The sequence below is a fragment of the Pseudomonas sp. HMSC076A11 genome (genome assembly GCF_001810205.1).
GTDB classification, from domain to species: Bacteria; Pseudomonadota; Gammaproteobacteria; order Pseudomonadales; family Pseudomonadaceae; genus Pseudomonas; species Pseudomonas aeruginosa.
Genome location: NZ_KV800271.1, coordinates 38162 through 49646, shown reverse-complemented (window position 1 = coordinate 49646; position 11485 = coordinate 38162). Strand labels below are relative to the sequence as shown.

Annotated in this window: 11 protein-coding genes; 6 read left to right on the top strand and 5 right to left on the bottom strand. The window is 66.8% G+C overall.

Translation table 11 applies throughout. The features are described 5' to 3' along the window. From coaBC to argB, 4 genes are all read left to right on the top strand, one after another. Nucleotides 1–766 (top strand): bifunctional phosphopantothenoylcysteine decarboxylase/phosphopantothenate--cysteine ligase CoaBC (coaBC, locus tag HMPREF2716_RS04205; RefSeq protein WP_141762303.1); only part of this gene is annotated, 766 nt, incomplete at its 5' end. 7 nt (nucleotides 767–773) lie between these two features. Beyond that, nucleotides 774–1229, top strand: a complete 456-nt coding sequence (dut, locus tag HMPREF2716_RS04200; protein ID WP_003098293.1) for a dUTP diphosphatase — start codon at nucleotides 774–776, stop codon at nucleotides 1227–1229. Between the two features lie 36 nt (nucleotides 1230–1265). Further along, nucleotides 1266–3872, top strand: coding sequence for a phosphomannomutase/phosphoglucomutase (locus tag HMPREF2716_RS04195; RefSeq protein WP_023518201.1), 2607 nt, complete (start codon nucleotides 1266–1268; stop codon nucleotides 3870–3872). Between the two features lie 16 nt (nucleotides 3873–3888). Beyond that, nucleotides 3889–4794 (top strand): acetylglutamate kinase, encoded by a 906-nt coding sequence (argB, locus tag HMPREF2716_RS04190; RefSeq protein WP_003096572.1) that lies wholly within the window; start codon nucleotides 3889–3891, stop codon nucleotides 4792–4794. Between the two features lie 45 nt (nucleotides 4795–4839). On the opposite strand, the gene sphR is transcribed toward argB, so the two are convergent. Continuing rightward, nucleotides 4840–5910 (bottom strand): AraC family transcriptional regulator SphR, encoded by a 1071-nt coding sequence (gene sphR, locus HMPREF2716_RS04185; protein WP_003114360.1) that lies wholly within the window; start codon nucleotides 5908–5910, stop codon nucleotides 4840–4842. 224 nt (nucleotides 5911–6134) lie between these two features. Between sphR and HMPREF2716_RS04180 the strand changes: the two genes are divergently transcribed. Continuing rightward, entirely contained in the window at nucleotides 6135–7085 is a 951-nt protein-coding gene (locus tag HMPREF2716_RS04180) for a SphA family protein (protein ID WP_023518202.1), read from the top strand. 69 nt (nucleotides 7086–7154) lie between these two features. Here the strand turns inward: HMPREF2716_RS04180 and HMPREF2716_RS04175 are convergent, their stop codons facing one another. The 3 genes from HMPREF2716_RS04175 to HMPREF2716_RS04165 all read right to left on the bottom strand — a co-directional run bounded on the left by HMPREF2716_RS04175 (nucleotide 7155) and on the right by HMPREF2716_RS04165 (nucleotide 10241). Continuing rightward, complete coding sequence (locus tag HMPREF2716_RS04175) at nucleotides 7155–8363, bottom strand: DSD1 family PLP-dependent enzyme (protein WP_083318186.1); 1209 nt, start codon at nucleotides 8361–8363, stop codon at nucleotides 7155–7157. Between the two features lie 82 nt (nucleotides 8364–8445). Then, on the bottom strand, nucleotides 8446–9774 hold the full coding sequence (locus HMPREF2716_RS04170; protein ID WP_073650762.1) for a D-arabinono-1,4-lactone oxidase: 1329 nt from the start codon (nucleotides 9772–9774) through the stop codon (nucleotides 8446–8448). Between the two features lie 77 nt (nucleotides 9775–9851). Beyond that, on the bottom strand, nucleotides 9852–10241 hold the full coding sequence (locus HMPREF2716_RS04165) for a c-type cytochrome (RefSeq protein WP_003098306.1): 390 nt from the start codon (nucleotides 10239–10241) through the stop codon (nucleotides 9852–9854). 173 nt (nucleotides 10242–10414) lie between these two features. On the opposite strand from HMPREF2716_RS04165, the gene HMPREF2716_RS04160 reads away from it, so the two are divergent. Further along, entirely contained in the window at nucleotides 10415–10879 is a 465-nt protein-coding gene (locus HMPREF2716_RS04160; RefSeq protein WP_016254048.1) for an acyl-CoA thioesterase, read from the top strand. On the opposite strand, the gene HMPREF2716_RS04155 is transcribed toward HMPREF2716_RS04160, so the two are convergent. Next, a complete protein-coding gene (locus HMPREF2716_RS04155) occupies nucleotides 10859–11476 on the bottom strand; it encodes a hypothetical protein (protein WP_003161150.1) in 618 nt (205 codons plus the stop codon). The two genes, HMPREF2716_RS04160 and HMPREF2716_RS04155, sit on opposite strands and share 21 nt — an antisense overlap. Nucleotides 11477–11485: the final 9 nt, after the last annotated feature.

Below are 11485 nucleotides of genomic sequence, written 5' to 3'. Positions count from 1 at the left end.
CCTGTTCGGTCCGGCAGCGGGCAGCCAGGCCTGCGGCGACGTCGGCCTCGGACGCATGCTCGAAGCCGAGGAACTGGCGCAGCGCGCCGCCGACTGCTTCCAGCGCCAGGCGCTGACCGGCGTGCATGTGCTGATCACCGCCGGCCCGACCCAGGAAAACATCGACCCGGTGCGCTACATCACCAACCACAGTTCCGGAAAGATGGGCTTCGCCCTCGCCGAGGCGGCGGTGGAAGCCGGCGCACGGGTGACCCTGGTCACCGGCCCGGTGCACCTGCCCACGCCCGACCGGGTGCAGCGCGTCGACGTGGTCAGCGCCCGCGACATGCTGGCCGCCTGCGAGGCGGCGATGCCCTGCGACCTGCTGATCGCCTCCGCGGCGGTCGCCGACTACCGCCCGGAAGTGGTCGCCGCGCACAAACTGAAGAAAGACCCTACCAGCGGCGAGGGCTTGCTCTTGCAGCTGGTGCGCAATCCCGACATTCTCGCCACCCTCGCACAGCGCGAGGATCGTCCCTTCAGCGTGGGCTTCGCCGCAGAAACCGAAAACCTGCTGGACTATGCTGCACGCAAGCTGAAGGACAAGAACCTCGACCTGATCGTCGCCAACGACGTGGCCAACCCCTCGATCGGCTTCAACAGCGACGAGAACGCGATCACGGTGATCGACCGCGACCTGCATCCGAGCACCTTCGCCCAGACCAGCAAGGGCAAGATCGCTCGCCAGCTGGTCGCCTTCATCGCCGACCGCCTCAACCAGCAATGAGTTACTGATGCACTCTCTCCAAGCCAAGATCCTCGACCCCCGCCTGGGCTCCGACTTCCCGCTCCCGCAGTACGCCACGCCGGGCTCGGCCGGCCTGGACCTGCGCGCCATGCTCAAGGAAGACAGCGTCCTCGGCCCGGGCCAGACCCTGCTGATTCCCACCGGCCTGTCCATCTACATCGCCGATCCCGGCCTCGCCGCCCTGGTCCTGCCGCGCTCCGGCCTGGGGCACAAGCACGGCATCGTGCTGGGCAACCTGGTCGGCCTGATCGACTCGGACTACCAGGGCGAGCTGATGGTGTCGTGCTGGAACCGCGGCGAGTCGCCGTTCACCATCGCCGTCGGCGAGCGCATCGCGCAGTTGGTACTGGTGCCGGTGGTGCAGGCGCATTTCGAGCTGGTCGAAGCGTTCGACGAAAGCCAGCGCGGCGCCGGCGGCTTCGGCCATTCCGGCAGCCACTGACCCCGAACACAGGACGAGACGCCGAGGAGACGCGGCATGAAGCTTTTCCAGCGCACCGCCAAGGATGGGAACGAGTTGGGCGACCTGCTCGAACCGGAAAAGAAGCCGCGCAAGGCAGCGTCCGAACGCGCTGACGGCAAGGACCTGCTGCCCGGCATAGGCGCCAGCCTACTGGGCGTGGCGGCCGCCGGCGCCCTGCTCTGGTTCGGCGTCTTCGGCGGCGCCGGTGAGGCGCAGCAGCGCCAGTTGGACGCGGCCTGGGCCGAAGGCCAGGCCGGCGCCTTGCGCCAGGCCTTGCAGCAACTCGCCGCCGACACCCGCGCCGCCGCGGCCAGCCCCCTCGCCTTCGAAGCCCTGCAAAGCGGCGACGCCACCCGCATCGAGGCCGCCCAGCGCAGCCTGCTGGCCTGGGACGGCGTGGTCGATGCCCACCTGAACGCGCCCGGCCAGGCCGCCCAGGACAACGACAGCCCCGGCCCGGTCAGCTTCGCCGCCCTGGATATCCTGCACCGGGTGGAAAGTGGCCAGAACGTCGCCGCCGAAGCCTACAAGGTCGGCCAGCGCTGGTTGCTGTACAGCGCCGCGCCGGTGCGCGGCGCCGACCAGAGCCTGCAAGGCACGCTGCTGCTGGCGGTCGACCTGCAACGGCTGCTGCGCGCCCTGCCGCCCTTGCCGGGCGATGCCGGCCAGGTACAACTGGTCCAGCAGTTCTCCGGCGCACCGGCCCAGGTGCTGCTGCAACGCGGTACGCCGGCGCCGGGCAAGGGTGCGCAAGCGCTGGACAGCGGCAATCCGAACTGGAAACTGAACTACACGCCCGGCAGCGTCGCTTCGACCCAGGCCTCGCCGCTGCTGCTGGCACTCGCGGCGCTGCTGGCGCTGCTCGGCGGCATCCTCGGCACCTACCTCACCCGTTCGTCGCTGTTGCGCCGCCTGCATCAGGATGTCCTGACCCTCGGTCAGTATCTTCAGGAACTCGGCGGGCAACGCACTGCCAAACCCCCTGTGCCTAGCCTGCCGGGCTTCGCCCCGCTGATCCAGGCATTGGCCCGCCAGCCGCGGCGCAAGCCGGAGCCGACCAGCGTGCCCAGCCCTGCCAAGGCAGCGCCGGTGGCGCCGGTGGCGGTGGCGAAAGCGCCTCCTCGCGAGGAGCCGGCATTGGCAGATCCGTTGTTCCAGAACACCGACATTCTGGATATCGACATTCTCGATGAAGACCAGGACCTCCTGGGATTGGAGCAAACCCCCATCATGAGCACTGCAAAAGCACCGACGCTGCCCGCCAGCATCTTCCGCGCCTACGACATCCGTGGCGTGGTAGGCGATACCCTCACCGCCGAGACCGCCTACTGGATCGGTCGCGCCATCGGCTCGGAAAGCCTCGCCCGCGGCGAACCGTGCGTCGCTGTCGGCCGCGATGGCCGCCTGTCCGGTCCCGAGCTGGTCAAGCAGCTGATCCAGGGCCTGGTGGACTGCGGTTGCCAGGTCAGCGACGTGGGCATGGTGCCTACCCCGGTGCTGTACTACGCGGCCAACGTGCTCGAGGGCAAGTCCGGGGTGATGCTGACCGGCAGCCACAACCCGCCGGACTACAACGGCTTCAAGATCGTGGTCGCCGGCGAGACCCTGGCCAACGAGCAGATCCAGGCCCTGCGCGAGCGCATCGAGAAAAACGACCTGGCATCCGGCGTCGGCAGCGTAGAGCAGGTCGACATCCTGCCGCGCTACTTCAAGCAGATCCGCGACGACATCGCCATGGCCAAGCCGATGAAGGTGGTGGTCGACTGCGGCAACGGCGTGGCCGGGGTGATCGCCCCGCAGTTGATCGAGGCCCTGGGCTGCAGCGTGATCCCGCTGTACTGCGAGGTCGACGGCAACTTCCCGAACCACCATCCGGACCCGGGCAAGCCGGAGAACCTGAAGGACCTGATCGCCAAGGTCAAGGCCGAGAACGCCGACCTGGGCCTGGCCTTCGACGGCGACGGCGATCGCGTCGGCGTGGTCACCAATACCGGTACCATCATCTATCCGGACCGTCTGCTGATGCTGTTCGCCAAGGACGTGGTCTCGCGCAACCCGGGGGCCGACATCATCTTCGACGTCAAGTGCACCCGCCGTCTGATCGCCCTGATCAGCGGCTACGGCGGCCGTCCGGTGATGTGGAAGACCGGCCACTCGCTGATCAAGAAGAAGATGAAGGAAACCGGCGCCCTGCTGGCTGGCGAGATGAGCGGCCATGTGTTCTTCAAGGAGCGCTGGTTCGGCTTCGACGATGGCATCTACAGCGCCGCCCGCCTGCTGGAAATCCTCAGCCAGGATCAGCGTGACAGCGAGCACGTGTTCTCGGCCTTCCCGAGCGACATTTCCACCCCGGAAATCAACATCACCGTCACCGAGGACAGCAAGTTCGCCATCATCGAGGCGCTGCAACGCGACGCCCAATGGGGCGAAGGCAACATCACCACCCTCGACGGCGTGCGGGTCGACTACCCCAAAGGCTGGGGCCTGGTACGCGCCTCCAACACCACTCCCGTGCTGGTCCTGCGCTTCGAAGCGGACACCGAGGAAGAGCTGGAGCGCATCAAGACCGTCTTCCGTAACCAACTGAAGGCAGTGGATTCCTCGCTGCCCGTGCCCTTCTGACATGTCGGAGCTCCCCATGACCCTGAGTCGCGATGACGCCGCCCAGGTTGCCAAGGTCCTTTCCGAGGCCCTGCCCTACATCCGCCGCTTCGTCGGCAAGACGCTGGTGATCAAGTACGGCGGCAACGCCATGGAGAGCGAGGAGCTGAAGGCCGGCTTCGCCCGCGACGTGGTGCTGATGAAAGCGGTCGGCATCAACCCGGTGGTGGTGCATGGCGGCGGCCCGCAGATCGGCGACCTGCTCAAGCGCCTGTCGATCGAGAGCCACTTCATCGACGGCATGCGCGTCACCGACGCGGCGACCATGGACGTGGTGGAGATGGTCCTCGGCGGCCAGGTGAACAAGGACATCGTCAACCTGATCAACCGCCACGGCGGCAGCGCCATCGGCCTGACCGGCAAGGACGCCGAGCTGATCCGCGCGAAGAAGCTCACCGTGACCCGCCAGACCCCGGAGATGACCAAGCCGGAGATCATCGACATCGGCCACGTGGGCGAAGTCACCGGGGTCAACGTCGGGCTGCTGAACATGCTGGTCAAGGGCGACTTCATTCCGGTGATCGCGCCGATCGGCGTGGGCAGCAACGGCGAGTCCTACAACATCAATGCCGACCTGGTGGCCGGCAAGGTGGCGGAAGCGCTGAAGGCCGAGAAACTGATGCTGCTGACCAACATCGCCGGCCTGATGGACAAGCAGGGCCAGGTGCTGACCGGGCTGTCCACCGAACAGGTCAACGAGCTGATCGCCGACGGCACCATCTACGGCGGCATGCTGCCGAAGATCCGCTGCGCCCTGGAAGCGGTGCAGGGCGGCGTGACCAGCGCGCACATCATCGATGGCCGGGTACCGAATGCCGTGCTGCTGGAAATCTTCACCGACAGCGGCGTCGGCACCCTGATCAGCAACCGCAAGCGTCACTGATCCGCCCGCCACGGCGCGCTCCGGCGCGCCATGGCGGTTCCTCCATTAGCGTCGCGCGGCCAGCGTGAAGACCTGGTCCAACGGGCTCGTGCCCTCGCTACGGAAGGTCGCCGGGCTCACTCCCGTCCAGCGCTTGAACGCGCGCCTGAAACTGCGGATATCACGATATCCCACTTCCTCGGTGATACGTTCGATGGACATCCCGGGGTTGCCCAGCAGGCTCATCGCCCGCCCTCGCCGCACCTGCTCCAGCAACGCCTCGAAGGTCAGCCCGTGTTCGGCCAGCCGGCGCCGCAGGGTGCGGCTGCTCATGTTCAGTTCGGCGGAAATCCTTTCGATCTGGCTGCCCAGGCTTAGGTCGCGGGCGATGGCCCGTTCCACCGCCTGGACCAAGTCGAGTTTCCGGTGCACCTGGGTGCTTTCCTGCTCCAGCAGGGCCAGCGCCTGGCGCAACGCCGGCAGGTTGTGGTTGGGCAGGCGCATGTCCAGCCAGTGGCTGGCGATCGCCATGCGGTTGTGCAGGCAGCCGAAGCGTACCTGGGGCCCCAGCAGGCGCAGGTATTCGCCCGCGTAGGGCGGAGCGGCATGGATGAGTTCGATGCCCAGCGGTTCGAACGCCGGGCTGACCAGGGCACGCCCATACACCAGCAGGCTGGCGAAGAACTCCTCAATGGCGAACACCTGCACCTCGCTGCTGGGCAGGTGGCATTCAACCTCGACGAAGAAGGTGTCGCCCTGCTGGTAGACGCTGGAGGTGACGATACCGCCCGAGCTGTGCTGGTAGCGCACGCCGATGTCGAACGCGTCGCGCAGGGTCCGGCACAGCGACAGCACATGGCCCAGCAGGCCAAGGGTACCGAGCACGTTCTGGTGTCCGACCCACAGCCCCAGTCCCCGCTCCGGCAGGGCCTGGAGGGCACGCTGGATCATGCTCACGGCCTGGCGGTAGGAGATGCGCTGGGTAGGGTCCTGCAGGTCTTCGACGGTGAAGCCCAGGCCCCGGCACAGCCGCGCGGGATCGACACCATGGCCTTCGACCACCTCGGCCAGCGTCTGCAGCAGGAAGGTGGATACCTGGGCGAGTTCGTAGCGCGCATCGGCGGCATTGTTGTGCATGGGCGAAATCCTGAGCCGGTCTCGGCTTCGTTCTTGTTCTGGCGGTGGATCGCGACATGGGATGAGCGTCCCATCATATAGCGTTCCGCACAGATGTAACAAAGCATTGCGCAGTGTCCGCAAATCCCCCCCTCGCTGACCGTCAATGCCCTGCCTCGGCCTGCCGTTAGGGCTTATTCCTATGCCGTGCCCCGAGCCACGCCAACAATAATAAGAGCCCGCCCATGAAACCGATCCGCCCCCACAGGCCCCTGCGCCTGGCCGCCTGCGTCACCCTCGCCGTCAGCTGCTGCACCCACGCCAGCGAAGGCGGCGTGGACAACATTGGTCCAGGAACCGACGGTTTCTTCACCCTGCCACTGGACGTCGACAACCTCCCCGACCACATGTTCGCCTTCAACGTCTACTACAACCACTACGAAGCCAGGAAGCTGAACATCAGCTCCTTCGGCGGCAAGGTGTCCGACGTGAAGATCAGCTCGGATGCGATCATCCCTCGCCTGGACTACCTGAGCCCGCTGCGGATCTTCGGCGGGCGCCTGGGCGGCTACATCGCCCAGCCCTATCTCCGCCAACGGGTGGCCGCGTTCGGCCTGAGCGACGAACGGGAAAGCATGGGCGACACCACCTTCGCGCCGATCATCCTCTGGGACATGGGCAAGGACCTGACCCTGGCCGCCGCCGTGGAGGTCACCGTGCCCACCGGCAAGTACGATGCCGAGCGGCTGGCCAACACCAGCAACAACTTCTACACCTACAAGCCGCTGTTCTCCTTCACCTGGCTGCCCACCGAACGCACCGAGCTGTCGCTGAAGGCCACCTACAGCTTCAACATGGAAAACCACGACACCGACTATCGCTCGGGGCAGATCTTCCATTTCGACTATTCCGCCAGCTACCGGGTGACCGACAACCTGCGCCTCGGCCTGAACGGCTACTACCTCAAGCAGACCACCGACGACAAACAGAACGGCGAGACCGTACGGGTGTTCGGTTTCGGCGAGGAAGTCGACGACGGCGTACGCGGCCAGGTCTTCGCCATCGGCCCGGCCGTGCACCTGACCTTCCTCAAGTACGCCAGCGCGGAGATCCGCTGGGCCAAGGAATTCGACGTGGAGAACCGCCCCGAGGGCGACATGCTCTGGGCCAAGCTGACCATTCCGTTCGAACTCTGAGGCATCGGAACGAAGCGGCAGCCCGGTATCCGCGGGCTGCCGCCATCGACGAGGAAAGCGCCAGGCGTCCTAGGCGTAAACCGGCCAGCGCTCGACGATCCGCCCGCCGCGCAGCGCCAGCAGGTCGCCGAATTGCAGCAGCACCGACTCGCTCTGGGTCGGCCGCAGGAAGACCTGGTCGTCCACCTCCAGGCCCCCCGAAGGCGAGCCGTTGACCATTTCCTGGTTCGAGCTGCGCCCGTAGATGCCGTTGCTGCGCAGTCCCTCGGGCGAGGCGAAGTCGGCCATCCAGTTGCCGCCGTAGATGAAGAAGGTGCCGCGCTGGTTGGGGTCCCACCAGGAAAACAGCCGGGACTTGCCGTCCAGCGCCGGGATCTGCACCGCGCCGGTGCTCTTGAGTACCGGCGTGGCGATGTAGACGGCCGGCACATGCTCGGCCAGGGACGCCAGGTCGTAGTGGCTCGGCTTGAGCATGGCGGTGCCCACCGAGACCTCGCTGCTCAGCGTTTCCTTCTCGTGCATGCGATAGCTGGGGCTGCCGGCGGTATTCAGGGTCAGCTGTGGTGTCCACAGCGCGGCGAAGCGCTGGCGGGCGAAGTCGACATGTCCCTGGTAGAGCGCCATGACCTTGGCGAACAGCTCCTCGGGCGAACCGAGGATGCCCGGCACCCCCATTCCGACGAAGGGGTCGTAGCCCATGAAGCCAGCGAACTCCAGGTACTGCGGATGCGCCGCGATCAGCGCCAGCAATTCGCCCAGCGCGGCCTGGTCGGCCACCCCGCCGCGATGCAGGCCGACGTCCAGTTCGATGTTGACGCGCATCCGGGTACCCAGCCCCTGGGCCAGCGCCAGGTACTGACGCAAGCGCTGCGGCGTATCGATCAGCCATTGCAGCTGCCGCGCCGGGTCGAACGCACCCTTGTGCTCGCGGTAGAACAGTTCCGCCGAACGCACCGGCAACGGCTTGCCGAGGAGGATGTCGGCATCCGCAAAAGCGACCGCGTCGTGGTTGAGGAACGGTTGGTGGAAGGACATCAGCCGCCGGGTGCCGGCGCGCCTGGCGATGTACGCCAGCAGGCCGGGCGAAGGCAGCGATTTCTCCACCAGCCGCAGATGCTTGCCGCCGCGGCGGACCGAACGCATCACCACATCGATGTTGTGGTCCAGGCGATCGAGGTCGATGAGCAGCACCGGGCACATCGGGCCATTGGCCTTGAGTTCGCGGTTCAGCGCGCGGAAATAGTCGTCGTACGGCCCGCCACGGTCGGCGGGACGCATCCAGGCGGCAGTTCCCGCCAGCAGCGCGCCGGCCCCGAGGCCGGCGAACATGAACTTGCGTCGATTCACGGCGTCGCTCCTTTCAGGTCACGCCCAGGATGGAAGAGAGGTGCGCATTGAGGAACCGCCCGCGGGGATCCAGCGCCTGGCGCACCTCGGCGAATGCCTTCCAGCGCGGATAGAGCACCTGCAACTGGTGCGCGTTGAGGCCATGCAGCTTGCCCCAGTGCGGCCGCCCGGCGTATTTCCAGAAGATCGGTTCCACCGCGGCGAAGAAGTTGTGGTGGTCCATGCTGTAGTGCTGATGCACGGAAATGGAACAACTGTCGCGGCCCTCGAACATGCTCAGGGGAATGTCGTCGGCCTTCACGTAGCGGTACTCGATGGGAAACCAGGTGCGCAGGTCCTTGTCGCGGATCAGCGCGAGGATCTCCCGCAGGCAGGCGGGGCCATGCTCGGCGGGGACCGAGTACTCCATCTCGTTGAAGCGCACGTTGCGCACGTTGGCGTAGACCGCATAGGAATCGTCGACCCGCTCGTCGAAGCGGGCGAAATGGCGCAGGCTGTTGAGCAGGGTGCGGCGGGTCTCCGGGAAGTCGCTGAGGTACTTGTCGAGACCTTCGATCAGGCCGACGAACTCGTTGCCGCCTTCCTTCGCCGGGTCCAGGGGCGGGGTCTTCGGCTCGTCGGTCTCGTTGAGGGCGATCGACAGGGCGTAGTCGGAATGGGTCACCACCAGCATCTCCCAGTGCTGGTTCTCGCGCGTATTCTTCTCCACGTCTTCCAGCAATTCCTCGGTCCGGGCGATCCACTGCCGTTCACGCAGGCGGTAGGCCGCGCGGTTCTGCAGGCGCACCCGGGTCACGACGCCCAGCGCCCCCAGCGAGACCCGCGCGGCATCGAACACCTCCACGTTGCGCTTGGCGTCGCACTCGAGCACCTCGCCGCTCGCGGTGACCAGTTGCAGACCGCGAACCTGGGCGGAATAGGAACCGAAGCCGACCCCGGTGCCATGGGTGGAAGTAGCGATGGCGCCGGCCAGGGTCTGGTAATCGATATCGGCCATGTTCACCAGCGCCTGGCCGATATCCTTGAGCGGAGCGCCCATCTGCGACATCGGCGTACCGCCGCCGAACTCGGCCTGGAGGGTCGCGCTGTCGTGGCTGAGCAAGCCGCTGAAGTAGGCGAGTGAGAGCAGGGTGCCGTCGGTCGGGACCAACGCGCTGAACGAATGCCCGGAGCCCACCGGGCGGATCCTGCCGGACGCCTGGCGGATGATCCGGACCAGTTCGTCGAGGTCTTTCGGTGCCTCCCGCGCCAGGGGCAGGCAGCTTTGCGCGCCGGACCAGTTGCGCCAGGGAATCAGGCGCGGTGCGCGGAGCAACTCCGCCAGCGCGGGGTTTCCCACCATGGCGGCGAACGCACCGAGCGCTCCCGCCCGTTGCAGGAGCTGGCGTCGCGACAGATGACTTGGCATGCCGGTATCCCCTATCGGTCCTGCGCTGCGGACATGAAATCGATCAAAGCCCGGAACTGTTCTTCCGAGCACTGCATGCACATGCCCATGGGTGGCATGCCCTTGTAGCCGTTGATGCTGTGGTCCAGCAGGGTGTCGATGCCCTGCGCCAGGCGTGGCGCCCAGGCAGCGGCATCGCCGGTCAGCGGCGCGCCGGAGGCGGGATTGGCGTGACAGAGCTTGCAACTGGCGGAATACACCTGCGCCAACGCAGGGTCCGCAGGGACACGCTGGGAATCGGCGGCCCGCGCCGGCGGCTCCGTGGATTCTCCGCAGGCCACCAGCATCAGGCCCAGGGCAAGCAGCAACCCCGGGCGGCAAAGGCGCGAGTTGCCCGGTCCGGGGCGGAGCGTGGACGACATGGTGTTCCTCTCTCGTTGCGCACGGCGTGCGTTCTCGTCGAACAACACTAAGGCCGCGACGCCCCGAGGATGAGGGCAATGCGGGCCAGCGACGGGGGGTTCTGCGGCCAGCCCTTTCGCACCGCGCGATGGCGGTCTAGAGTCGATGTCTGCAGCAGCGTCGAGGAGCCGGCATGAGCAGCGCAGCACAGCGCCAGAACTACACCTTCTTCCATTCCCTGCGGGTTCGCTGGGCGGAGGTCGATCCGCAGGGCATCGTCTTCAACGGCAACTACCTGACCTATCTCGACGTCGCCACCACCGAGTACTACCGCCAGCTCGGCATGTCCTACCCGGCCGACCTGCTGCGCGGCGGAGGCGACCTGTTCGCGGTGAAGAGCACCCTGGAATACCGCGCCCCGGCGCATTTCGACGACTGGCTGGACATCGGCACCCGCGTGGCGCGGCTGGGGCGCAGCAGCCTGGTTTTCGAGCTGGGCATCTGGCGCGACGAGCAGTTGCTCACCGTCGGCGAGCTGGTCTACGTCTATGCGGATGCGAACGAGCGACAGAGCCAGCCCCTGCCGGACTGGCTGCGCGAGAAGATCAGGGCGTTCGAGCGACGGTCGCCAGTGGAATCAGGGACTCACGCCGAGTAGCTGGGAGAGCCGCGCGCGGTCGGCGGCATAGGTTCTTTCCGCGTCTTCGCGGGCCTTCTGGAAACGCCCGATCTCGCCCTGCAGGCGCTTTTCCTCCTGCTTGAGATCGTCCAACTGGTCCACCAGCGCCTGCGCCACCGGACGTCCGGCACGCTCCTGGTTGGCCGCCTGGCCTTGCAGGTTGGCCTGTTGCAGCTTGAGCGACTGCAGGTTGCCGCGCGCCACGCTGCTCAGCCCGTCCAGTTCCGCCAGGCGCCGTTCGCGAGCGCGGTCGACGTCCTCGAGGCTGGAATACAGGCGCAGCAGCTGCGCATCGGAGCTGGCCTGGGCTTGGGCCGCCTTGCGCTGCCGCAGTTCCTCGGCGGTCGGCGCCGGCGGTACGGTGCGGATAACCCGGCCCTGGTCGTTGAGGACCTGGTAGCCCTTGCCGATGTACTGCGGCGGCACACCCTGGCGGTCGAGCACCACCACGCCCTTGTCGTTGACGTAGCGGTACAGCTCCACCGCTCCGCCCGGCGCCGCCTGGGCGCCGAAGGAAAGCCCCTGGAGCACCAGCCCCAGGGCCATCAGGCAACGCATTACATCCTGTCCGACCATGCCAGTCCC